The organism is Nostoc sp. (assembly GCF_036917975.1).
Classification (GTDB): Bacteria; Cyanobacteriota; Cyanobacteriia; order Cyanobacteriales; family Nostocaceae; genus Nostoc.
Map to the genome: position 1 here is coordinate 1 of NZ_JBALEJ010000003.1, position 23,560 is coordinate 23,560.

General features: G+C 41.5%; 26 protein-coding genes, 2 tRNA genes and 3 pseudogenes. 24 read left to right on the forward strand and 7 right to left on the reverse strand.

Annotated features, from left to right (window positions below):
• Both V7K76_RS00340 and V7K76_RS00345 read left to right on the forward strand, forming a co-directional pair.
• A partial coding sequence (locus V7K76_RS00340) for an IS1 family transposase (RefSeq protein WP_335029639.1) occupies positions 1-145 on the forward strand: 145 nt, incomplete at its 5' end.
• 14 nt (positions 146-159) lie between these two features.
• Entirely contained in the window at positions 160-393 is a 234-nt protein-coding gene (locus V7K76_RS00345; protein ID WP_334951164.1) for a hypothetical protein, read from the forward strand.
• A gap of 232 nt (positions 394-625) precedes the next feature.
• Here V7K76_RS00345 and nifE (V7K76_RS00350) read toward each other — a convergent pair whose 3' ends face one another.
• Positions 626-2,014, reverse strand: coding sequence for a nitrogenase iron-molybdenum cofactor biosynthesis protein NifE (gene nifE / locus V7K76_RS00350; protein WP_335029631.1), 1,389 nt, complete (start codon positions 2,012-2,014; stop codon positions 626-628).
• Positions 2,015-2,706: 692 nt separating this feature from the next.
• Here nifE (V7K76_RS00350) and V7K76_RS00355 point away from each other — a divergent pair.
• The 9 genes from V7K76_RS00355 (at position 2,707) to V7K76_RS00395 (ending at position 9,117) form a co-directional block, all read left to right on the forward strand.
• A complete protein-coding gene (locus V7K76_RS00355; RefSeq protein WP_334951160.1) occupies positions 2,707-2,919 on the forward strand; it encodes an SDR family NAD(P)-dependent oxidoreductase in 213 nt (70 codons plus the stop codon).
• A gap of 35 nt (positions 2,920-2,954) precedes the next feature.
• Positions 2,955-3,341: an SDR family NAD(P)-dependent oxidoreductase gene (locus tag V7K76_RS00360; protein WP_334951158.1), complete on the forward strand. Its 387-nt coding sequence runs from the start codon at positions 2,955-2,957 to the stop codon at positions 3,339-3,341.
• A 254-nt stretch (positions 3,342-3,595) separates the two neighbouring features.
• Positions 3,596-4,174 carry a hypothetical protein gene (locus V7K76_RS00365; protein ID WP_292840915.1) on the forward strand — a complete coding sequence of 193 codons (579 nt, stop codon included), beginning with the start codon at positions 3,596-3,598 and terminating at the stop codon, positions 4,172-4,174.
• A 489-nt stretch (positions 4,175-4,663) separates the two neighbouring features.
• Positions 4,664-4,897, forward strand: coding sequence for a hypothetical protein (locus tag V7K76_RS00370; RefSeq protein WP_334951156.1), 234 nt, complete (start codon positions 4,664-4,666; stop codon positions 4,895-4,897).
• A gap of 131 nt (positions 4,898-5,028) precedes the next feature.
• Positions 5,029-5,523, forward strand: a complete 495-nt coding sequence (locus V7K76_RS00375) for a COP23 domain-containing protein (protein ID WP_334951154.1) — start codon at positions 5,029-5,031, stop codon at positions 5,521-5,523.
• A gap of 336 nt (positions 5,524-5,859) precedes the next feature.
• A tRNA-Tyr gene (locus V7K76_RS00380) sits at positions 5,860-5,936 on the forward strand.
• A tRNA-Tyr gene (locus tag V7K76_RS00385) sits at positions 5,934-6,011 on the forward strand. Before V7K76_RS00380 ends, V7K76_RS00385 begins: the two co-directional genes overlap by 3 nt.
• An 893-nt stretch (positions 6,012-6,904) precedes the next feature.
• The gene (locus V7K76_RS00390) at positions 6,905-8,431 is read left to right on the forward strand and encodes a slipin family protein (protein WP_334779242.1); all 1,527 of its coding nucleotides are present in this window, start codon (positions 6,905-6,907) and stop codon (positions 8,429-8,431) included.
• 116 nt (positions 8,432-8,547) lie between these two features.
• Positions 8,548-9,117 (forward strand): Uma2 family endonuclease, encoded by a 570-nt coding sequence (locus V7K76_RS00395; RefSeq protein ID WP_334779241.1) that lies wholly within the window; start codon positions 8,548-8,550, stop codon positions 9,115-9,117.
• A 71-nt stretch (positions 9,118-9,188) separates the two neighbouring features.
• On the opposite strand, the gene V7K76_RS00400 is transcribed toward V7K76_RS00395, so the two are convergent.
• The 3 genes and pseudogenes from V7K76_RS00400 to V7K76_RS00410 all read right to left on the reverse strand — a co-directional run bounded on the left by V7K76_RS00400 (position 9,189) and on the right by V7K76_RS00410 (position 10,119).
• The gene (locus tag V7K76_RS00400; protein WP_334779240.1) at positions 9,189-9,524 is read right to left on the reverse strand and encodes a XisI protein; all 336 of its coding nucleotides are present in this window, start codon (positions 9,522-9,524) and stop codon (positions 9,189-9,191) included.
• Positions 9,512-9,928: pseudogene (locus tag V7K76_RS00405) on the reverse strand (XisH family protein). The gene V7K76_RS00400 and the pseudogene V7K76_RS00405 overlap by 13 nt, the downstream one beginning before the upstream one ends.
• Positions 9,929-9,993: 65 nt before the next feature.
• Positions 9,994-10,119 (reverse strand): hypothetical protein, encoded by a 126-nt coding sequence (locus tag V7K76_RS00410; protein WP_334779239.1) that lies wholly within the window; start codon positions 10,117-10,119, stop codon positions 9,994-9,996.
• Between the two features lie 485 nt (positions 10,120-10,604).
• On the opposite strand from V7K76_RS00410, the gene V7K76_RS00415 reads away from it, so the two are divergent.
• The gene (locus V7K76_RS00415; RefSeq protein ID WP_334951150.1) at positions 10,605-11,993 is read left to right on the forward strand and encodes a tellurite resistance TerB family protein; all 1,389 of its coding nucleotides are present in this window, start codon (positions 10,605-10,607) and stop codon (positions 11,991-11,993) included.
• A 43-nt stretch (positions 11,994-12,036) separates the two neighbouring features.
• Here the strand turns inward: V7K76_RS00415 and V7K76_RS00420 are convergent, their stop codons facing one another.
• The 3 genes and pseudogenes from V7K76_RS00420 to V7K76_RS00430 all read right to left on the reverse strand — a co-directional run.
• Positions 12,037-12,531, reverse strand: a complete 495-nt coding sequence (locus V7K76_RS00420; RefSeq protein WP_334779237.1) for a DUF3368 domain-containing protein — start codon at positions 12,529-12,531, stop codon at positions 12,037-12,039.
• Positions 12,528-12,797 (reverse strand): UPF0175 family protein, encoded by a 270-nt coding sequence (locus V7K76_RS00425; protein WP_334779236.1) that lies wholly within the window; start codon positions 12,795-12,797, stop codon positions 12,528-12,530. The genes V7K76_RS00420 and V7K76_RS00425 overlap by 4 nt, the downstream gene beginning before the upstream one ends.
• Positions 12,798-12,980: 183 nt before the next feature.
• Positions 12,981-14,324, reverse strand: a pseudogene (locus V7K76_RS00430) (site-specific integrase); the annotation flags it as partial.
• A 183-nt stretch (positions 14,325-14,507) separates the two neighbouring features.
• Here V7K76_RS00430 and V7K76_RS34530 point away from each other — a divergent pair.
• The 12 genes and pseudogenes from V7K76_RS34530 to V7K76_RS00485 all read left to right on the forward strand — a co-directional run.
• Positions 14,508-14,675, forward strand: a pseudogene (locus tag V7K76_RS34530) (nitrogenase molybdenum-iron protein alpha chain); the annotation flags it as partial.
• A 235-nt stretch (positions 14,676-14,910) separates the two neighbouring features.
• Positions 14,911-16,446 carry a nitrogenase molybdenum-iron protein subunit beta gene (gene nifK / locus V7K76_RS00435; RefSeq protein ID WP_334779235.1) on the forward strand — a complete coding sequence of 512 codons (1,536 nt, stop codon included), beginning with the start codon at positions 14,911-14,913 and terminating at the stop codon, positions 16,444-16,446.
• 193 nt (positions 16,447-16,639) lie between these two features.
• Positions 16,640-16,987, forward strand: a complete 348-nt coding sequence (locus tag V7K76_RS00440; protein ID WP_099099967.1) for a Mo-dependent nitrogenase C-terminal domain-containing protein — start codon at positions 16,640-16,642, stop codon at positions 16,985-16,987.
• Between the two features lie 124 nt (positions 16,988-17,111).
• Positions 17,112-18,494: a nitrogenase iron-molybdenum cofactor biosynthesis protein NifE gene (gene nifE, locus V7K76_RS00445; protein WP_334779234.1), complete on the forward strand. Its 1,383-nt coding sequence runs from the start codon at positions 17,112-17,114 to the stop codon at positions 18,492-18,494.
• 151 nt (positions 18,495-18,645) lie between these two features.
• The gene (gene nifN / locus V7K76_RS00450) at positions 18,646-19,983 is read left to right on the forward strand and encodes a nitrogenase iron-molybdenum cofactor biosynthesis protein NifN (protein WP_334779232.1); all 1,338 of its coding nucleotides are present in this window, start codon (positions 18,646-18,648) and stop codon (positions 19,981-19,983) included.
• A 204-nt stretch (positions 19,984-20,187) separates the two neighbouring features.
• Complete coding sequence (gene nifX, locus V7K76_RS00455; RefSeq protein ID WP_334779231.1) at positions 20,188-20,601, forward strand: nitrogen fixation protein NifX; 414 nt, start codon at positions 20,188-20,190, stop codon at positions 20,599-20,601.
• Positions 20,598-21,074, forward strand: coding sequence for a NifX-associated nitrogen fixation protein (locus tag V7K76_RS00460; RefSeq protein ID WP_334779230.1), 477 nt, complete (start codon positions 20,598-20,600; stop codon positions 21,072-21,074). The genes nifX and V7K76_RS00460 overlap by 4 nt, the downstream gene beginning before the upstream one ends.
• A gap of 133 nt (positions 21,075-21,207) precedes the next feature.
• On the forward strand, positions 21,208-21,423 hold the full coding sequence (locus tag V7K76_RS00465) for a CCE_0567 family metalloprotein (protein WP_375470729.1): 216 nt from the start codon (positions 21,208-21,210) through the stop codon (positions 21,421-21,423).
• Complete coding sequence (gene nifW / locus V7K76_RS00470) at positions 21,420-21,737, forward strand: nitrogenase-stabilizing/protective protein NifW (protein ID WP_334779229.1); 318 nt, start codon at positions 21,420-21,422, stop codon at positions 21,735-21,737. Before V7K76_RS00465 ends, nifW begins: the two co-directional genes overlap by 4 nt.
• A 10-nt stretch (positions 21,738-21,747) precedes the next feature.
• Positions 21,748-22,554 carry a HesA/MoeB/ThiF family protein gene (locus tag V7K76_RS00475; protein ID WP_334779228.1) on the forward strand — a complete coding sequence of 269 codons (807 nt, stop codon included), beginning with the start codon at positions 21,748-21,750 and terminating at the stop codon, positions 22,552-22,554.
• 162 nt (positions 22,555-22,716) lie between these two features.
• Positions 22,717-23,088, forward strand: coding sequence for a HesB/IscA family protein (locus V7K76_RS00480; RefSeq protein WP_094327427.1), 372 nt, complete (start codon positions 22,717-22,719; stop codon positions 23,086-23,088).
• Positions 23,089-23,253: 165 nt separating this feature from the next.
• On the forward strand, positions 23,254-23,553 hold the full coding sequence (locus V7K76_RS00485; RefSeq protein WP_334779227.1) for a 2Fe-2S iron-sulfur cluster-binding protein: 300 nt from the start codon (positions 23,254-23,256) through the stop codon (positions 23,551-23,553).
• The last annotated feature ends 7 nt before the right edge of the window (positions 23,554-23,560 follow it).

The window sequence follows — 23,560 nt, forward strand, 5'->3', positions numbered from 1 at the left end:
AGGAGAAAATACCCGTTTACGTCATTACCTGGCACGCTTACATCGAAAAACATTATGCTATTCCAAATCAGTAGATATGCTTAAATACTCAATTCGCTTGTTACTTCACTATTTAAAGTATAGAGAAATACCCGTGTTTAACTGATTCATCCCGCATTTATGCAACGCCGGAAGGGAAGAAATAAAAAGCTTCTGGGCATTGTGGTTGTAGAAGGAGCTTGGACAAGAGAAACTCTTCGTGTCATGGCAAATGTTTTTGATTATGTCACACCTTTAACTCGTGTTTCTCAAGTTGCAGAAGTTATCAGAGCATATTTAGACGGCGATGAGACAAAGCTAAAGTGGTTGATTAATTTTAATATTGAAGAGGCAAACCGCAATAACGCCACGTAACACTGCATTGGGGCAAATGGAATATACAAAGCGGAATGCACAGCAACTTGATAGCGTTAACAAAGTAAGCGTCACTCTTGATTCGAGTTTACCAGCGATCGCACTGATGCACCATGCTGGTTAAAACTAGAGCTTATGCAAACAATAACCAAAATCATAATTTTCAGGTAGGGGCAATTCATAAATTGCCCCTAATTAGATAAAAGTTGCATAACACAACCCACTAGCTCTTTTATACCCCACAGCTAATTTTTTCATCCCAAGGAGCAGGTTTTCTGACTTGCTCCCACACAGGACTATACAAGGCTTCATGCAATTCCCGTGCCATTTCCACTAACCCTGCATAACCAGCGTAAGCATGATGACGTTCATGGTTAATATCCAAAAAAGGAATTTGTGCTTTCAGTGCTGTATATTGATTGCCAGCCCCAGCAATCAACACATCAGCTTTTGTATTCTTGAGTACCTTGAGTAATGCCGGGGGAGTTCCATCAGCTAGAACCACGCCATCTTCACCAAGCAATTGCTTAATTTTGGCTTTCTCTTCTTCTGTACTCTTTTTGTCAGTAGTGGCAATAACTTCCATTCCCAAGTCTTTGGCTGCTAAAATAAGTGACCAACTTTTTACACCACCACTAGCAAGAATAATCCGTTTACCTTTTAATTGGGAACGGTAGGGAGCTAGGGCAATATCTAAGGCTGCTGTTTCTTCTGCAATTAACCATTCTGTGCGTTCTTGCAGATATTTATCACCTAATGTTGCTGCAACATTTCGCAAGCAATGATTGAGGTTTTCCACACCATAGAAAGATTCTTCAATATAAGGAATTCCATAATCTTCTTGCAGTGATAGTGCCATTTGCACTGCTACATTTGAGCAAATTACTACATTCAATTTGGCACGATGAGCATAGCAAACTTCTTCATAGCGAGCATCACCTGTAATTTTGGAGAGAACGCGTATACCCAATCTCTTGAACAGTGGTAAAACATTCCACAATTCACCAGCAACGTTGTATTCACCAACAATATTGATATCGAATGGTGTGGTAAATTCTGGTTCAGCCGTTCCGATTACATATTTCAATAAAGTTTCATTGCCGATGCGGTTCCCGAAATTTTTACTACCTAAAAACCCCGGTGCATCTACATATATAACTGGAATACCAATTTTCTTTGCAGCCGTTTTACAGACGCTATCTATGTCATCACCAATCAAAGCAGTGACACAGGTGGCGTAGACAAATATAGCCGCAGGATTATATCGTTGAACAACTTCAAGAATAGCTTTGTACAGCTTCTTTTGACCACCAAAAACAACATTATTTTCACTAAAGTTAGTAGTAAAACCAATTTGGTGTAGTTGAGAACCTGATGAAAGGCTACCATGAGTTGCCCAAGGGTTATGAGTGCAAGCAACAGGGCCATGCACTAAATGAGCCGCATCAGTAATTGCTCCCACAGAAACCATCGCCCCATCAAAAGGACAATTCCCTTGAGTTGCACCTGGTTGTGCTGCTTTATTGCAAGACAGTTTTTTGTTCTCATGCAATTTTTTTTGGTTATGTACACAAGCTGTATCGTTGAGTAATTCCTTGATTGTTCCTTGGGTATTTTTCATGTCTTTGCCTCGCGCTGAAGATTAATACAAAAGGGATGAAGAGTGATGAATTCTATTAACATAGCGGGGCGTAACCCTCGCTGATTGCTGAGTTAACTGAGTTTAAAACCCCTACTAAATAAGGGTAATTACAACATATTCTGTGAGAAAGCTGAGTTGCAAACGACACACCACACAAACTTTAACAGCTAGTAAATTCCCTATCTGGACACTTTTTGCGTTCTTCAAAGAGTTACAAAAAATCGTAACTGATGCACTAACACTTTCAGGTAAAACAGCCAACTCCTCTCACATATCTTGTTTCCGTAGGAAATAAGACCTGTTAATGCTTTTGCTATTCTTAGCTTCTCTAAATGTTAGCCTAGCATAATTTTCAAAAATGATTTACTTTTTGATTTTTTGCTGTAAAAATACTCATAGCAATACTGAATCATTTGCGATCAATCGAGGTTCTGCGGTTTGCAATTGTCACAAATCAACCGTTTAAGTCCTGGCGATTAGAAATCGCGGCTACACAGAGAAAACCCACCTCCGTGGGTTAAAAACCCTTGATTTTTATTAGTCCACGGAGGTGGACTTGGTTTGTGTAGTAGCGAATTCTATTCGCCCAAAACTTTTAAAACATCCTCATAAAGGATACTTCACAGTTTACAATAGCTTGCATATAACAATATTTGAATTTCTGGAAGTTAATGATGAACAAAATAGTTCTGATTACAGGTGCTTCTAGCGTAATTGGCAAGGCTATAGCCGAAAAACTTCTTGATGATGGTTATCTAGTCTACGCATCTGCACGACGCATTGACAAATTGCAAACTTTAGCTGCTAAAGGTGCAAAAGTTCTGGAATTGGATGTAACTCAAGACGAGTCGATGAGCGAAAAAACTCCTTTGGGAAGATTGTAAATATTACATCAATAGGAGGGAAGATTTATGAGCCTTTGGGTAGTTGGTATCACTCAACTAAATTTGCTGTTGAAGGACTGAGTGATTGTCTGCGTCTGGAACTTAAGCCTTTTGGGATTGATGTGATTATTGTGGAACCAGGAGCGACTCTGACAGAGTGGGGAGCGATCGCAGTTGAAAAATTATTGCAGACATCAGGTAACACTGCCTACGCAACAGCAGCTCAAACTGGAGCAAAATTATTAGCTTTCACCAGTGACGAGAAACTTGCATCTAAACCCGAAGTGATTGCAGACACAATCTCAAAAGCTCTCAAAGCTAAAAAACCCAAGGCACGGTACGCAGCAGGAAGTGGGGCAACATTTTTGGTGACATTTCGCAAATTTGCCAGTGATGGGCTAATAGACATCTCCACAAATTAAATATGCGTTACCCAGAACCCTTGTAGAGACGTAGCAGTGCTACGTCTCTACATTCTTTTTCGGAGATGTCTAATGGATTCCCTGATGCAATTTATGATTAAGCAAGCATCACGACGGTAGTAGAGACGGCGATTTATCCTGTCTTTCTAACTAGGAATTTGATAATATTAACAAAGTAAGCGATCGCTTGTTACCCAACTTCGGCGATATCTACGATGGGTCACGCCCTCTTCAGCAGAGAGAACAAAAATACTATGGTAAAGCGTAAGAAAAGCAATCTCCAGTGGATTAAAGAAACGCTTGAACTCAAACCCGATCATCGTTGGGAATCGCCATCAGGCTACAAAATTTTTGTAGCAGATAGAGGCGCTGTTCGCTTCAATGTTCCCCAGGATTGGGTTTTTGAGCCACAAGAAAAATCTTTCAAGTTCATGGATAAAAAACCGCCCAACGATGATTGCTGCCTAGAAGTATCTTTCAATCGCCTGCCACCCAACGACTGGAGCCAATTTCCGCTAAAACCCACCTTGAAAAAAATCATGGAAGATGACAGTCGTAACGTCATTGCCAAAGGAGAAATTGTTACTATCAAGCGCCAAACCGCCAGAATTGTCTGGACAGAGATCAAGTTTATTGACACTCAAGAAGAACCACGGGAAGCTTTTTCGCGGACTTGTATTGGTTTGGGGTCAAATGTTCAGTGCTTGATTACATTCGATTATTGGGCAGATCAAGCAGAACAATTAATACACGTTTGGGATGAAGCGATGCGTAGTCTCACATTAGGATTGTATATTCGTGACCCCATGACTGGTCTAGCTTTCCCAGATTGAGCCATAAGGATGAATCGTGAGAATAAGTTAAATTCAGGCGTAGGCGTAGTCCATCGTCAACATTGCATTTGAGGTAATTGGTAATTTTTATGGGTGATATGTTGCGACTTAATTCAGACGATATTTAGTTAAAAACCATTATAAATAAGTGCTAGCGTTTTCGTTTTTCTTAGTGCAGCAATCCTATTTGATTTGCTCTCCACAGACAGGCTCAGATCCCCGACAACTTCTCCGAAGTCGGGGATCTTTTTGATCATAACTCATTTAGGATTATTACCATAACAGCATCACAGCCATTTTATCTCCACCTTCAGGAGTATATGACATTGATAAATCCAGACATGAGATATTACTTAAGTCATAATTTAACTAGTTACTTTTATCACTAGTGTATAGCTGTTTGAAATCATATCCTTATAAATATGAGACATCAACCAGATTAAGGTTTTCAGAACTTTAATCATACAATTTACCAAAGGAGATTTAGTCATGAATATCAAACAAATTCTTGCGGGTGCAGTGCTTCTTTTACCATTTGCTGTTACTTCCATTCCTTCGCAAGCGTCAGCATCACAGGTTATTGTTAATCCCCATAGTCCTAATAGACCTGCTCAAATAATCGCAAAAAAACCACCAGTGAAAAAGAAAGTGCTAGTTCCTGCACATTGGGAAAAAACAAGTCATGGTCGCAAGTGGGTTGCGGCTCATTATATATACAAGTAAAAACGCCTGAAACTTTAAGCAATTAGGATATAAGAAGTGAAATCTTCTTATATTCTCTCTCTATTTTTAGTAGGGAGAGTGTTAAATGCAAGGCAGATAAAAACTTTTTACTTAAGATTTGAGAGATACTCATGAAATTGACATCATTAACAAATGTTTTGGTTGCAGGTGTGATCGCTCTCGGTGCGACTGCAACCATCAATCAGCCAAGTCAAGCCGAAAGTAGGGGAGGATTTTATTGTGACACATCAGGAAACAAACCTGTAACTGTGTACACAAATCCTAGAGGTGTTTCTGAGCCTTGGATTCGCTGGACTTCCAATTACTTCAAAGACGCTGGTTACAATAAACTGACGCGCTGCCAAGACGTAAGCCACCGCTTGGAAACTTACCGTCGCAACAGAGAATTGAAGTTTATTACTGTCGGCAAAATGAATGGACAAAATGTGGTTTGCACCGCAAATCAAGTTAGTGGACGTTGTGAAAACTTGATATTGACCCTCAAACCCAATGAAGATGGTGTGCAAGCGCTAAATAATCTCCTGGCTTGGCATCAACCCCTCAGTAAAAGCAATAGAACACCTTACGTTGATTTGAGGGAACATCTAGGGATTCCCAAAGAATAGATTACAGCTATTTCCAGGTAAGTCAACTTAACATGAAAAGGGCGGTTATGAACCGCATCTACACAGGCAAAACCCACGGAGGTGGGTTTCAAACACTCAATTTTTCTTTAGTCCGCAGAGGCGGACTTTGTTTGTGTAGCTGCGAATTCCATTCGCCCTGGCTTTCGTTTGACACGCGCAAGCATTGCTGTGCCGCTACCACAGATATTTTTTCCTGTGCTAGATTTGAAGCGGGATAGTAATAAAGTTACAAAGCTATAGTTTAGGTTCCATAAGCCTAACTGGTGCGCCAAGCTTTTGCATAAGCGTATACCGCCGAGTACTTTAAACTATATCGTTTGATTAGCTCAGTTGGAAGAGCGATCGACTGTAACATCGATGCGTCACAGGTTCAAATCCTGTATCAAACCCCAGGAAGTTAGCTCAATTGGAAGAGCAATCGACTGTAAATCGATGTGTTGTAGGTTCGATTCCTATACTTTGACCCAACCCTGTCCGGGTTAAAAGACAATACCCTCCCAAGGTAGCCAATATGGTACGGATCTTAACAGATTCGAGACCCCTCCTTTTCTCAACTCTGCGGTGCAAGTGTTCTGCTGTCGGTCATCACTCGTGATGTTCGGTAGCCACAGTTAAGGAGCAAGCGCAACTGCATTTCTCCCTAACTTGAGTATGTCCCTTCGTTTCCTACATCTAATTTTCCTGTGGGATTCTAGATTGGCAAATGAACGGCATATCTGAGCGCGGTTCTTTTTTCTAGATTGCCATTGAGCAGTTTGGGAAAATTAACAGCAATCTTAATCCAGCTTTGGAGAAGCTTTTGCCCACACCTAAACTGTAAACACTTGCACTAGCAGAGTAAAAAATATTTTGTATTCTGTACAGCAAAAATCTCAGCACTACCCCATTAGCGACTGAAAGTAATAGACATCTCCAGAAATTAAAGATGCGTTACCCAGAACCCTTGTAGAGACGTAGCAGTGCTACGTCAAAACAATTCTTTTTCGGAGATGTCTAATCTAGAAAAGTTGTAAATTGATAATTTAGCACTTTTGCGATCGCATGGTTTAGCTGAATATAATACTGCCGACGAAATAGCCTTTGCAATGGGAAACTGTAAAAACTTGCACTGGCAGAGTAAATAAATCTTTTGTAGTATATAGTAGTACATAAGCGAAAACCAATCCTTTAGCCTTTGTCTACTCCAGGACTCGATCTGTGAGACATAGGTGGTATTTGAGTTCAAGCAAGGTTATAAATGTTGTTATCAAATCTTCTTAGGTGGTTGCGTTGGCGTAGCCCGTCGTAGACATCGCTACGCCCAACCCAGGCATTGCAAAGCTTACCTAAAATATCAAGCAAATTCTTTATGCAAATTACTATGTGGCAAACATTTTATATCAAACTTAACGAAATCGGCATCTTATATCACCGCAGTGACTTTAAGAAAATCTTGCAGCCTGGAACACACACATATTTTGGTCGGCATTGGCAAGTCAAAATTTATGACCTCAATCAGCCACAAGCTCAAATTGAAAACCTAGAATTGTTGTTGCGAAGTCATGAAGCCGAACTGCAAGAACATTTATTGATTATCAGAACCGCATTTAACCAAGCTACTTTAGTCCGTTGTGGTCAGAATTGGGTAAGCGTTGCACCAAATCAATTACGAGCTTTTTGGCGTGGTTTCATTGAGGTAGAATCTCACCTGTTTAACTTAGAAGAAAGCTTAGAATTGCCTAGTTTTTTTGTGCAGCAATTGCGCTCAGTTGCCTTGAATGGACTGAAAAAGTTCCAAATCTCCGAGTCTGAGATTGGTTTGCTATATCTGCAAAATAATTTTGTGCGACCTCTACAATCAGGAGAGTATGCTTTTTGGTCAGTAGATAGAGATGTTACAGTCCGAACTCTCAGCCGAATTATCCCTAACCCAGACTTCCCTCTAGAAGATGTACTAATTGAAAAACATCCCGATTTTATTGCTGCTTACTGTCAAACCGTGCAATTACTGGCTTCACAAGTAGCAATTGTCCGATATCGAGGTAAAGTGATTTCTATTTTGCCGCCTACAAGCCGTAAGTTGTTTTGGCAGGGTGTTGAAGTGGAAATTCTCGACATCAGCGCTGATGCTCAGTTACAGCCTGCTTTAGTGGCTGAGTTGGTTGAGGGTTCAGCAGAAGTAAAATTGCTCAGTCGCAACTGTTTGCATATTTGCCAAGTTCCCGCCCAGCACGTTGGACTAGTATACATTAATCAAGAGTTTCAAGGACAGCGATCGCCAGGAGTACACGCTTGGTGGTTATTTGGCCGCTCTTTTCAAACCGAAGCCATTGACCTGCGACTGCAAAATATGGAAGTATCCGGTCAAGACATCCTCTCTAAAGATAAAGTACCTCTGCGGTTAAATTTGACAGCTGGCTTCCGCATCCAAGACCCATTGAGGGCAAAAAACGGGTTATCAGATATTTCTGGCTTCTTGTACAAAGAATTACAGTTTGCTTTACGTGGTGCAGTCGGCGAACGCAACTTAGATGGTTTATTAGAAGATAAAGGTGCAATTGATAGAAGCATCTCTGAATACATTCGCCAGAAAGCCGCAGAGTATGGAATTGAAGTAGATTCTGTAGGTGTCAAAGATATTATTTTACCTGGTGAGATTAAGGCTATCTTGAGCAAAGTAGTCGAGGCAGAAAAAACCGCTCAAGCCAACGTAGTCAGACGTAGAGAAGAAACTGCTGCTACCCGCAGTATGCTAAACACTGCCAGAGTGATGGAGGATAACCCCGTGGCATTGCGTTTGAAGGAACTCGAAGTATTAGAGCGGATTGCAGAGAAGATTGATCGAATTCAAGTTAACGGCAGTTTGGATAGTATTTTAACAGACTTAATTCGGATGAATCCACAGTGATGGCATCAATAAAGTTAGTATGATTTATTAATCACAAATCTAACTCCTACCTCAGAAACAAATATGTGACAAAATAATATTGTTGTCTTATAGCCAATGCGATTCGATTACGACCTATGATTTCTACTATCTCGCGCCGTTATAGCTTGGATGAATATCGTGCGATCGAAGAAAAAGCCGAAGGACGCAGCGAATATCGAGATGGAGAAATCGTACCCATACCTGGAAGAACACTCAAACACAGCCGCATCGGTGGAAACATTTTGACCTATTTTACCTCTGTGATGCGTGACACTCAATTCGAGCCAATTAACAGTGATTTACGGCTGTGGATTCCTGAATATCGACGCGGAGTATACCCAGATGTAATGGTTTTTGATGGCGAACCACAACTAAATGCTGAACGTTTAGATGAAGTCTTAAATCCCGTGCTGATTGTTGAAGTTCTATCTCCTTCCACCGCAGATTACGACCGACTCAGCAAATTTCGGATGTATCGTTCAATTGCAAGTTTTAGCGAATATTTATTAGTCGAGCAAGATGAACCTTTTGTGGAACGCTATAGCAAGCAATCTCAAGGTTGGTTGCTCAGTGAATTTAGCAGCTTAGAGCTATCTATTCCTTTGGATTCAGTTAGTATTGAATTGCCGATGGCGGAAATTTATCGCGGCGTTGTTTTTGAGTAAATAAGCTCTGGCTTTTTGCAACAACGCACGCTATTAAACAGAGATTTTCCGGTCATTCTTTTTCGACAAATTCACGCTACACCATATTGCGTATATTGACGCTGGTAAGATGGCTGTAATCCTAAAATAATATCCTCTCTAGGTACTCCCATCTCAGCCAAATCTTCAGCAATTTGGATATCCGTCATATTATGCTGAATCCATATCTTTTCATCTTTGATATCGAGATGTATCACACAATTATAAATTCGGTCATATCCATCCCAACCAATCTCTAGAATCTGGTAATGATCTCGCGCCGTATCGAATATCAGTTGGATTTCAACATCTTCCTCTAAAGGTTGGTAACTGCCATACTTCGTTAGTAAATTTTGAATATATTCACGATATTGCTCTAGTTTTGCCATTGCACAATCACCTCAACTTTTGGATCGTAAACTATCAACTTAACTTGATACTCTTGTACTGAAGTTTGAGCAAAGTCCCGGCTAAACAGTGATCGATAGGTTCAGACTGGAACTGCTAGAAACAAAACTCGTTCAGGCTCCCTGAGTCGCAGAGCTAATCTATAATTGAGAAATTGCCCCAAAGCTGCATGGTACTCAAACAGTTCTGAATCACCCAAAAAACTTTTAATCTCAACAGCAATTTTTTCAGTTTCTCGCTCGGCTGCTAATATTTTTTCTGCACCTAAATCGACTGACATTTTATCTTTGGCAAACTTAACAACTAGGGGATCATGAGTGATGACCCACCCTTCTTTTTGCAGTCCCCGTTTAACTGCTTCGTGAAAAATGTCTTTTGCAGACACAGACAGAACCAGAATTCAATAGCCCTATGATACCGAACTCTTGTCAATCAATGCAACAACGCACCTTATGTGAGAAGTGCGATCGCCTGTTGATATGATGAAAGTGCATTGCGCTTTGTGACAATGCACCTTATGGGAGGGATGCGATCGCACACGCCCCAAATATAAACCCCGTCTAGGTTGAAAACCATAGTTTTAAAAGTAGTGGGAGCATCTTGCTCCCTGGGGGTAGTAGCGGGCAAGATGCCCACACTACTCCGGGTTTCAAAATGGACGAGGTTTATTTGAAAATATTGGAAGTCCCTAATCTATATTTTTGTAGGGTGCGTCAGCATTAATTCCTTTTCATCATCCAATAGTTTACTTAGGCTGAGGCACTCTATTTGCGATCGCGGTGTAACAAAAACCATTGGAGATTTGCTGAAATTCTCTGATGCCGACTAATACGGAAGTTTTTTAAAGTAAAGAATATTAACAGTACTGTATTAAAAAGTGTATATCATGGCTCGTAGAAAAAGAAGCTCATAAGTATTACCACGTCATTGGTCTGGCTCAAATCAAATGCAAATAGGCTCAAACTAACAAACTAAATTCTCTTAGGTAATTTGCTATGCCCATCATTCTTCCCTTTGTAATCCAGGCTGTTTTACCTGTCCTGACCACCATTTTTGCTCTTTTGATTCCTGTATTGGCTGCTGTTATAAATTTCACTTTGACTCGTATCCCTAAAATTCCTTCGTATATTCGCCTGATAAAAATTCTGTATTCTGATATTGATTCATCTGCCAAAGAGCGCAAAATTATTAACGCTGCACTTCTGGCAATTGGTAGTATTTTGACTTTTATGGCTTATTCCCTTATACCTTGGACTGGTGTTCCCTTAATTGGTGCTATTACCAGTCCCATTGCAGCTGCTATCGCCATTGTGGTCGCCCTGACAGTTTTAGACACGATTTTTGCTATGAATAAAGGTTATTATCTGGAACGACTTAAAAAAGAGAATTTTGCTGGACTACAGGAAATAGAAGACGATATTCAGAATTTGAAAAATATTTTTGGCAAGTCATGGCAGAAAGTTGTAACTACTATTAATGATTCCACCCAGAAAATCTATGAAGACGGTAGTAAACGCGGCATCAACTTTAGTGATAAATCTTTTCAGAACTACCTTGACCATGAATTAGAAGGATTAAATGTATATATTGGCAAAAGCTCAATTGAAGAGTATCAAAATTTAAATGCAGATTTATTAAGGAATAATAACAGCGATAGTTGGTTAAAAGATACACTCTCTTTTGGCACAGGTGCATCTTTAGGGACATTGGCTGGTGTTGGAACTTCAGCCGTTGCCTCATCACTATTTGTGCCAGCCAGTATTTGGACAACTGTCCAAGGCTTTTTTGGAATATCAACGGGTATAGTTGTCAGTGCATCAACATACTCATTAGTAACGCTTGCTGCTCCTGTTGGACTGGGAGTATTGGCAACTGTCGGAATTTACAGTGGTTTGACGAACTGGAGTAGTAAAGAAGGAGCTGCCAAAAAAAGTAAGTTTTTATCAGAAATTATTATTGCTGCGTTACCAATGGCTTGGATAGATGGTGAATTAGCTGACCAGGAGAAAGATACAGTAGATAGGTTGATAACTACCTCCGGTATTAGAAAAGAAGAGCAATCTCTGGTTTGGAAAGCTATAAAAGAACGCAAAACTTTTGACCAAATTATAGAAACAAGTATTCTTTTCGACAATGAACATCGAGAAAAAACTTGTAGCCAAAGTGATTATGAGCGGCTGAAGCATCGCTTAATATTGTGTGCGGCTTGGCAAATTGCTATTGCTGATGGAAAAATCCAGGGGTCAGAATTGCAACTTCATAACCGTATGGCAGATAAACTAGGTATTTCTCGTGACGAGGTAAAGGAAATTCGTCGGGTATTCAACCTTAAACACGAGGGCGAGCTTTTGGAAGTGTCAGAAGTATTAGAACCAAAGGGTTCAAAGACCAAGTTATTAAGAGGTGTTCGTGAACAATATCGTCTGCGACCAGCTGCTGATAATCTTTAGTCATACCATATTGCTGCGCGATCGCCCTGTGGTTGATTACCATTTAAGAATGCTTATCTAACAACTTTTGAAATAAACTATCAGATGCCCAGAAAGATGTGTTTTTAAGACTTTGGATAGTAACAGGTAAATTGATAAGCTTCATCGTTGTTGCTTGATCGAGAACTCCCAGGATACCTGTGATCACCAAGCCTCTATCTTTGGCAATGCGTCTTGCTTTCATGTCATCTAATATAAGTAAGTCTGCATTGAGTTCCTGGGCTAGCAGTATAGCCTCAGATTCACCGGGATCGAGCAAATTTGCGTAGGCGTAGCCCGTCGTAGACATCGCATCCGTAGTTTGGCTAACGGTTTGAATTTTTAGCCAGCTGGGTGGTGTTGCAATCCAAGCTTGGACAGGTGGTGGAGCAAGTTTATCAGATAGCTCAGTGTAAACTGCTTGAGGAATGATAATTTGCTGAAATAGTTCTGGTAGAAGGTTAATTTGCCCAATCAAAATTAGGTAGTTGATTGGAGAAGTATTGGAGACAATAATCATTCAGTAGCTAGTAGGTTACGAATTGCTTGAACATCTTGTTCTAAGTCTTCTTCAGTGTAGGGTAAATAAGCTTGTTCACATTTGAGGAATTCATAAGTTTCCCATCGAGAAGATAAATTCAGCATTCGGTGAACTTCGGCGGCTCCAATGCGACCTTGGCGATAATTATCAGCTGCGATGAGTTCCAAAACTCTGCGGGAAATGTTTGTGGGCTGCACTTGTAATTGATTGGCTATATCATCGGGGAGTTCAATGATAATTTGCATAAATTATACTCCTTGGTTAATTTGAACTTTTGCAGTAATCTTGGGATGAAATTATAATCCCTGCATGACTTCGTTTTAACGGCGTTCCTCAATGATACTTTCAGAAACAGGCTTTCCCTCACCATGAATTAGTTGTTGCTCAGTTATTGACCTCCTAGCTTATTATATTATCAGTATGCAAATTTAAGTTTGTTTATAAATCATTTCCATCCTTAACTTTTCAATCTCCAGCTTCAAACTTTCATTCTCCATCCTCAACTTTGCATTCTCCTCCCTAATCAACTCAACTTCATTCCTCTTACTCAACGCCTGATTAATTGCCAACTTCCGCATATCTAGCGAAAACCAACGCTGATAAGTTTGCGTGTGAACTTGCACACTATGCCCTAAATTATCCGCCGCCGCTTTAATTGGTATCCCCAAAATATGCGCCCGAATTGCCCAAGCATGGCGTAAATCATAAGGCTTAAAATCTAATCCTATCTTGCGAAACCACCAACTAACTCGCTGTGTTAACGCCGTTATATCAGCATGATTAGTGTTATCTTTTTTAGCGATCGCACCCCTTAACATCTCTACATATTTAGGATTTCTCAAATCAAAGTCATCAATCCATTGCCGATGTAATGGTAATGCTTGTCTCTCACCAGTCTTAGAATCTTTATGGACTTTCCATGTCAAATCTGTATTTTCTTGACTCAACCACCAATCAATATCAGGATTAATAAAAAGTTCCCGTGGACGTAAACCAAAAACTGCTAACATTCCATAAGTCCAGCGCCAAAGTTGCCAGCTATCTTGAACATTTTGATTAACTTGATTACCTCTATTATTTTGGTAATCTTCAAACTTGATAATTCCCTCAGATATTTCTGCATCGGTCGGTATATTTCGGGAATTATTCTCTGGCATTTTGGAATATTTCGATAAATCAATTTCGATATTGAATGTCACACAAAATGCTGCGATCGCTCTAGCTGCATTATACTTAGCCCATTCTTTCTCGATTTGCTCAATTGAACTGATCAGATTGTCAGCAGTTGCCAAATCTTGAGGATTGGTAAATCTCTTGGTTCGTGAAAAGTAATAAAAAAAAGTATGTTCGCTTTTCGTTGTGCGTTTGTGAGTTTTAAAATACTCTTCTTCAAATTTTTCAAGTAATTCCCCTATGGTTTGAAAATCTTTTCTAATTGCCTCATTTCCTAAATATTTATCATTCCATTCAAACGTTTTACGCGCGATTAACTTCCCTAATTCATAAGCTTCTTCCTCAGCCGTCTTGAGTCCATCCAAGTTAGCGGGAATATTCAAACTGAGATTATATTGCTTTCTCCCAGTACCGTTGCTGTCTTTGTCTCCCGGTTTAATTGGTAACGTCGCCCGTAATTGCAGACTTCCATTGGATTCTCTAATTGTCACCTTTGCCTTTGCAGACTTCAAACGCAGATTAACTTTTTCTAATTCTAGTAGTACTTTCGTTCTCATGTGTTCTTTTTGCTGCTGTGCTTGCAGAGATGAGCAAAAAAATGGGCGATTTTTTAATCGCCTTGGCTCAGGACAACATTTAGATGATGGGTGAGTCCTGAACCTGATTATGCATCGCTGTGTTTTTAGCCTATATTTAGGCTAAAAATAAATGTGTTCTCAGAAAACAATGTTTAGCAGAGACATTGCTTACTGCAAACATTAGGCTAGTGAAAAGAATTAAACCACAAAAAGGATTACTCCGGCCCTTATCACGGTTATGACGGCTTTGCCATCTTCGCTCGTGATATGGACTTGGCACTCAACAGCCCAACCTGGTCATTAATTGGCGCTCCTTGGAATGAAAAAGCTCAGGCTAAGAAGGCTGAAGCTAAGGCTAAGGCTGCCGTCTAGGGAAATGGGAGAGAGCGATAAGTAAGGATAACCTGGGGCTAAAACCCCAGGGGGGAGTTGGGAATCCAAAATTCAAAACTGAAAAATTAAAATTTATTTTGATTTTTGCATTTTGAATTTTGAATCATATTCCCATCTCCCTTGTAGAGACGCGATTCATCGCGTCTGTACCGAATTAATCGCGTTTCTCCCTCCTCAATCAGTAAAAGAATTCAGTAAGCTTGGAGATCCAGAAATGCCTCAGAATCCAGAAAAAATTCAAGACCACGTTGAGTTATTCCACCAACCAGAGTACCAACAGCTATTTGAAAACAAAAAGCAGTTTGAAAACGGTCACGACCCCGAAGAAGTAACACGGGTTGCAGAGTGGACAAAGGGTTGGGATTATCGTGAAAAAAACTTCGCTCGTGAAGCTTTAACCGTTAACCCTGCTAAAGGTTGTCAACCACTAGGAGCAATCTTTGCTGCTGTTGGTTTTGAAGGTACTCTACCTTTTGTTCAAGGTTCTCAAGGTTGCGTTGCTTATTTCCGCACCCACTTAACCCGTCACTACAAAGAACCATTCTCTGGTGTGTCTTCTTCAATGACTGAAGATGCAGCCGTGTTTGGTGGTCTGCAAAACATGATTGACGGCTTGGCGAACTCTTACCAACTCTACAAGCCCAAGATGATTGCTGTCTGCACCACCTGTATGGCAGAAGTAATTGGTGATGACTTACAGTCTTTCATCAACAACGCCAAGGAAGCTGGTTCAGTTCCTCAAGATTTCCCAGTACCCTACGCTCACACCCCTAGCTTTGTCGGTTCCCACATCACTGGTTACGACAACATGATGAAGGGAATTCTTTCTAACTTGACCGCAGGTCATAAGAAAGAAACCAGCAATGGTAAAATCAACTTCATCCCAGGTTTTGACACCTACGTAGGTAACAACCGCGAAATCAAGCGGATTGCTTCCTTGTTCGGTTTTGACTACACAATTCTAGCCGATAACAGCGACTACCTGGATTCACCAAACACAGGTGAGTTCGATATGTATCCAGGTGGTACAAAGCTGGAAGATGCAGCAGATTCAATTAATGCGAAAGCAACGATCGCTCTGCAAGCACACTCCACCCTCAAAACCCGCGAATACATTGAAAAAGAGTGGAAGCAACCAACCTCAGTTTCCCGTCCTTGGGGCATTAAGGGTACTGATGAGTTCTTGATGAAACTCAGCGAATTGAGTGGTATCCCCATTCCTCAAGAATTGGAAATCGAACGCGGTCGTGCAGTTGATGCCATGACTGACTCCCACTCATGGATTCACGGCAAGCGCTTCGCTATCTACGGCGAACCAGATTTAGTATACAGCGTAGTTGGCTTTATGCTAGAAATGGGTGCTGAACCTGTGCATATCTTGGTTCACAACAGCAACGAAGTATTTGAAGCAGAAATCAAAGAATTGCTTGCTTCTAGCCCCTTCGGTCAACATGCAACTGTTTGGCCTGGTAAAGACTTGTGGCACATGCGTTCATTGTTGTTCACCGAACCAGTAGATTTCTTGATCGGTAACACCTACGGTAAGTACCTGTGGCGCGACACCAAGATTCCCCTCGTGAGAATCGGCTACCCCATCATGGATCGTCACCACTTACACCGCTACTCCACCATTGGTTATCAAGGTGTAATCAACTTGCTCAACTGGGTTGTAAATACTCTGTTTGAAGAAATCGATCGCAACACCAACATTCCTTCTAAGACAGATATTTCCTACGACTTGATTCGTTAGAAATTGCGTAGAAACACAACGTGTTAATTAAGGGTAAAGAAGGGGAGTAGGGAATAGGGAATGGGGAATAGGGACTGAGGACTAGGGACTGGGAAAACAACCAATGCCCAATGCCCAATGCCCCATGCCCCATGCCCAATTCCCAATCCCCAACTCCCCTTTTCTTGATAGCATTTACCCAAGGAATTGATAAATGGAAACCATCAATCATACTCACGAACACACTCACACTCATCCTCATCCTAATTACCATCCACCTAACCAGAAAAAACCAGGGTGGTTCCACAATCTTCTTAATCCGTTGCGGCGTGTGGTAGATGGAATTCAGGTTAAAAATAATCGCTTCGCTCATCTTATTTGCCAAACAATTCCTTGTTGTTGTCCCTTTGAGCGACAAATTAAATTATTTGGGAAGTCTATTGATATCCCACCACTATGTAAACTCAATCCTTTATATGACGAATTTGTAGGATTGCGTTTCCGCGCCCTATCTTACCTCGCTGATGTATGTGGAGAGGATGTCACAAGATACATTTGTTAATTATTGGGCATGGGGCATTGGTCAATCAATTTTGGATTTTAGATTGCCAATTTTAGATTTTTCTTTCAATCCAAAATCCAAAATCCAAAATTCAAAATTGGCATAGTTCAGTACGAGAAGAGAGATGAAAAGCACCCAAGGTAAAATCAACGAGCTGCTGACTGAGACAGGATGCGAGCATAATCAGCACAAACAAACGGAAAAGAAAAATAAGTCTTGCGCCCAACAGGCACAACCTGGCGCGGCTCAAGGGGGCTGTGCCTTTGATGGTGCAATGATTTCTTTAGTGCCGATCGCAGATGCAGCACATCTAGTCCACGGGCCGATCGCCTGTGCTGGTAATTCCTGGGGCAGTCGTGGTAGTCTGTCGTCTGGCCCGCAACTCTACAAAATGGGCTTTACCACTGACTTGGGTGAAAATGATGTCATCTTCGGTGGCGAAAAGAAACTCTACAAAGCGATTCTGGAACTCAAAGAGCGCTACCAACCAGCAGCAGTATTTGTCTATGCCACTTGCGTTACAGCCTTAATTGGCGATGATATGGATGCTGTCTGCAAAGCGGCGGCCCAGAAAATTGGTATTCCTGTTGTTCCCGTCATTGCCCCAGGATTCATTGGCAGTAAAAATCTCGGCAACCGTTTTGGCGGTGAAGCTTTATTAGAATATGTTGTCGGCACAGCAGAACCGGAACATACAACGCCCTATGATATTAACTTAATCGGTGAATACAACATCGCCGGTGAAATGTGGGGAGTCACACCACTGCTGGAAAAATTAGGCATCCGTATTTTATCTAAAATTACGGGCGATGCTCGCTACGATGAAATTCGCTACGCCCACCGCGCCAAGCTCAACGTCATGATCTGCTCACGAGCGTTGCTGAATATGGCGAGAAAGATGGAGGAGCGTTACAACATCCCCTACATTGAAGAGTCTTTCTACGGCATCGATGATATGAATCGCTGTCTGCGAAATATCGCTGCTAAATTAGGCGATCCTGATTTACAAGAACGCACAGAAAAGCTAATTGCCGAAGAAACGGCTGCTTTAGATTTGGCACTGGCTCCCTATCGCGCTCGACTCAAAGGTAAGCGAGTTGTGTTGTATACAGGTGGTGTCAAGAGTTGGTCGATTATTTCGGCTGCTAGAGACTTAGGCATTGAAGTTGTTGCTACCAGTACTCGGAAAAGTACTGAGGAAGATAAAGCCAAAATCAAGAAGTTGCTCGGCAATGATGGGATCATGTTAGAGAAGGGCAACGCTAAGGAATTGCTACAAGTGGTTAAAGACACTCGCGCAGATATGCTGATTGCTGGTGGACGTAACCAATACACCGCTTTGAAAGCTAGAATTCCTTTCCTTGATATCAACCAAGAACGCCATCATCCTTATGCAGGTTATGTGGGAATGATTGAGATGGCGCGGGAACTGTACGAAGCTCTCTATAGCCCGATTTGGGAACAAATACGCAAACCCGCTCCTTGGGAAGAAGAGGAGGAAGTTTAGTGACGGCTGTACCCTCGTTCCCAGACTCCGGCTGGGAACGCATTCCTGAAGGCTCTGCCTTCTTTGTAGAGCAGATGAGGCAGAGCCTCATTGTCAGCATTCCCCGGCGGAGCCAGGGAACGAGAAAGTCCGCCCTGGAGGAGGTAGTTTAATGGCGATCGTTACTGTTTCCAATAAATCACTGACAGTTAATCCCCTCAAGCAAAGTCAAGCTTTGGGTGCAACCTTAGCCTTTTTAGGATTGAAAGGGACAATGCCCTTATTCCACGGTTCTCAAGGTTGTACTGCTTTCGCTAAAGTTGTGCTGGTGCGGCATTTCCGGGAAGCGATTCCCCTCGCTACCACAGCGATGACGGAAGTCACCACTATTTTGGGTGGTGAAGAGAATGTGGAAGAAGCAATTCTCACCTTGGTGGAAAAAGCTAACCCAGAAATTATTGGTTTATGTAGTACTGGGTTAACGGAAACTAGAGGCGATGACATCGAGGGTTTTCTGAAAGAAATCCGCGATCGCCATCCTGAATTGAATGATTTAGCGATCGTTTTTGCACCTACCCCAGATTTTAAAGGTGCATTACAAGATGGCTTTGCTGCTGCTGTGGAAAGCATAGTTCAGGAAATTCCTCGCGCAGGTGAAATCAGAACTGAACAAGTGACAATTTTGGCGGGTTCTGCTTTCACACCAGGGGATGTACAAGAAATCAAAGAGATAGTTACAAACTTTGGCTTAGTGCCGATCTTTGTACCTGACCTTGGCGCTTCTCTAGATGGACACTTAGAGGATGGTTATAGTGCAATTACAGTCAGTGGAACTACCTTAAAACAGCTACGAGAAGTGGGTAGTTCTGCTTTCACCCTGGCTCTGGGTGAAAGTATGCGGGGGGCTGCAAAAATTCTCGAAGAACGCTTTGGCACACCTTACGAAGTGTTTGGCGAACTGACGGGATTAGAACCAGTAGATGAATTTATCCAAGCATTGGCGATTCTGAGCGGTAATAGCGTACCCGAAAAATACCGCCGCCAACGTCGTCAGTTGCAAGATGCGATGCTGGACACCCACTTTTACTTTGGTGCAAAACGAGTTTCCCTAGCGCTGGAACCAGATTTGTTGTGGTCAACGGTGCATTTTCTGCAATCGATGGGAGCGCAAATTCATGGGGCGGTGACAACCACGCGATCGCACCTCTTAGAAAAACTCCCGGTTAAAAGCGTCACTATCGGCGATTTGGAAGACTTTGAGAGTTTAGCAGATGGCTCTGACTTGCTGATTGGTAACTCCAATGTCGGTGCGATCGCAAAACGCCTTTCGATTCCTCTTTATCGTCTCGGATTGCCCATTTATGACCGTTTAGGTAATGGTCAATTTACCAAAGTTGGCTATCGAGGCACGATGGAACTTGTGTTTGGCATCGGCAACCTGTTTTTAGAGCAAGAAGAAGCGAGAGTTAAACAGTTCCAAGAGTTAGGCATTGTGAGCGCAGAGTTTTGAATTTTTCTTCAAGAATTCAGAAGTCAGAATCCAGAATTCAGAATGCTAAAGAGTAAAACCTGCCACTGATGGTTTGCATTTGGCGTTTCCATAGGGAAAACCACTAAATATGCAGATTTAGTTCTTACTCCTGAATTCTGAATTCTGACTCCTGAATTCCTTCTTCCCAATTCAAAATTCAAAACTTTAAAGAGGAGAATTACGATGAAAATTGCCTTTACGACAAGTGATGGAGTTCATATTAATACTCACTTTGGAGGCTCGGAACAAATTGATATTTATGAAATTTCAGATGAAGGATATCAATTTGTAGAAAGTCTCAAATTTAATTATGAAATCCAAGAGGAGAATAATGAGGGTAAACTCGCACCAAAAATTGAAGCATTAACTGACTGCACAATTATTTATGTTTTCGCAATTGGCGGGAGCGCAGCTGCTCGGTTAATCAAGAAAGGTGTCACTCCCGTGAAGGCGCGATCGGAAGAGGACGAAATTAGTAAAGTCCTAAACAAACTAGTAAAAACCCTCAAAGGTAATCCTCCACCTTGGTTACGTAAAGCTTTACAGCAAAAACCCACAAATTTTGCCGATGAAGTTGAAAATGAGGCAACAGTATGACCGCAAATAATAGTGTTAACGGAACCGCTACAACTGAAGTCTTGAACTCACCTTTTCTGAAGGTATTAATTAAACAAATCCGTGGTCAAGACAGTTATGGAGTTTATCGTAGTTGGTCGGATGAGTTGATTCTCAAACCCTTTATTGTCACCAAACAAAAGAAACGGGAAATCTCCGTTGAGGGCGAAGTTGATCCGATCACTCAAGCCCGGATTATGGCATTTTTTCGGGCTGTAGCGGCTGGGATTGAACAAGAAACAGGTTTGATATCCCAGGTTGTAGTTGATTTGAGCCATGAAGGATTTGGCTGGGCACTAGTTTTTTCTGGTCGTCTTTTGCTAGCTGTGAAAACCTTGCGAGATGCTCAACGCTTTGGCTTTGACTCCCTAGAGAAATTAGCAGAAGAGGGAGAAAACTACGTCAAAAAAGGTCTTGATTTGGCGAAACGCTTTCCTGAAGTTGGCAACCTGTGACAATTTTAGATTTTGGATTTTGGATTTTGGATTTAAGTCTTAATCACTAGTTGATAACCATTTGATTAAAACAATATTATCCAATCCAAAATCTAAAATCTAAAATCCAAAATCCCATGTGGAGTGGCTGATTGTGCAAGCAGAAGAAATAAGTATTGAGGAACTACAAGGACAAATCAGACGCCTCAACAGCAAAGCAGGTCAGATGAAAATGGATCTGCATGATTTAGCTGAAGGTCTGCCAACAGATTACAAACAACTTATGGATGTTGCCGCCGCAACTTATGAAATCTATCGCCAGTTAGATGAACTTAAGCAACATCTGAAACAATTGGAGAATGCCAAATGAGTAAAACTATTGATGAATTCAAGAAGCTCGTAGATGCAGAAGAATTTTTTCAATTCTTTAATATGTCCTACGACTTAGAAGTTGTAAATGTACATCGTCTACATATTCTGAAAAAGTTTTCTCAATATATGCAGGAAATTGATGATAATTCTCCTGACTTGAGTCAAGAAGAGAAATTAAATCAATATTCTTTGGCTTTGCAAAAAGCTTATCAGCTATTTATCGAATCGACAGCTTACGAACAAAAGCTGTTCAAAGTGTTTAACGACAAGCCGAAAAATGTAGTCACACTGACAGAAATCACTTCTGATTAGGAGGTATAAATTGGTTAACCTGACGCCTACCGAATTAGAACGCTATCGTCGCCAAATGATGCTTCCGAATTTTGGCGAAACAGCACAGAAACGCCTGAAGTCAGCGACAGTTTTGGTTACAGGTGTGGGGGGATTAGGCGGTACGGCGGCGCTTTACTTAGCAGTAGCAGGCGTTGGGCGGCTAATCCTAGTCCGGGGTGGTGACTTGCGGCTAGATGATATGAATCGTCAGGTTTTAATGACTGATGATTGGGTAGGTAAGCCAAGGGTATTCAAAGCTAAAGAAACTCTGGATGCGATTAATCCTGATGTCCAAGTGGAAGCTGTTCATGATTACATCACCCCGGAAAATGTAGATTCGTTAGTGCAATCTGCTGATATGGCTCTTGATTGCGCCCACAATTTTACAGAGCGCAACTTGTTAAATGAAGCCTGTGTGCGATCGCGTAAGCCAATGGTGGAAGCCGCAATGAATGGGATGGAGGCTTACCTGACAACGATTATTCCTGGTGTGACTCCTTGTTTATCTTGTCTGTTTCCAGAGAAGCCTGAGTGGGATCAGCGCGGCTTTTCAGTTATAGGCGCTGTTTCTGGGACATTAGCTTGTCTAACAGCACTGGAAGCAATCAAGCTGATCACCGGGTTTAGTCAGCCTTTATTGTCGCAATTGCTGACAATGGACTTGAATCGGATGGAATTTGCTAAACGCCGTTCTCACCGCGATCGCTCTTGTCCAGTATGCGGCAATAGTGCGCCTTGGAGACACGCGCAAGCCAATTCGATGGAACCCACAGGTATTACACAAAATAGTCATTAGTCATTCAATTTTAGATTTTGAGTCGCACCTTTGGTGCGCTTAGAGCGCAACTTGGATTTGGGATTGAAGAAAAATCTAAAATCTAAAATCTAAAATCCAAAATTGACTGACAACCCACACCTGAAATCAGAACAACTAATCGCTACAAATCAGGAGAAATGAATGGCCGTTATTTTATCAGAAAAAGCAGAATTTCATCTGCGGGCATTCCTTAAAGGTTCCGCACCCGACGCTAATGGCGCAACTAAAGGTGTTCGCATCTCGGTAAAAGATGGTGGTTGCAGTGGCTACGAATATGCAATTGATATCACCAGCAAACCCCAACCAGATGATTTGGTAAGTCAGCAAGGCAAAGTGCTGGTTTACGTTGATGCCAAAAGTGCGCCCTTATTAGACGGAGTTATCGTTGACTTCGTTGAGGGAGTGATGGAAAGCGGGTTTAAGTTCATCAACCCCAATGCAACTGATACCTGCGGTTGTGGAAAGTCCTTTAAAACAGATGATGGTACGCCTACTGGTGTACCTTGCAGCTAACATCATTCCGTTAGCGCCAAGTCTGATTGTAGAGGCTTTCTATAGATGCGATCGCCTTGCCTTGAGGTAGCTTCTCCGTAACAAGAAGGAAAGCAAAAAGTAGGATAGATTGCTCAAAAATTCGGAAATTAGACCAACTGTATAACGTTTGAGGAGAATCGGAAAATGGCTTCCTACCAAGTTAGATTAATCAACAAAAAAGAAGACCTCGACACCACAATTGAAGTTGACGAAGAGACGACAATCTTGGATGCAGCAGAAGAAAATGGTATTGAGTTGCCCTTTTCTTGTCATGCAGGTTCTTGCTCTAGCTGCGTTGGCAAGGTTGTCGAAGGTGAAGTTAATCAAGAAGATCAAAACTTTTTAGATGACGATCAGGTTTCTAAAGGATACGCTCTACTTTGTGTAACTTATCCTCGTTCTAATTGCACAATTAAGACTCATCAAGAAGCGTATCTGGTTTAAACTATTA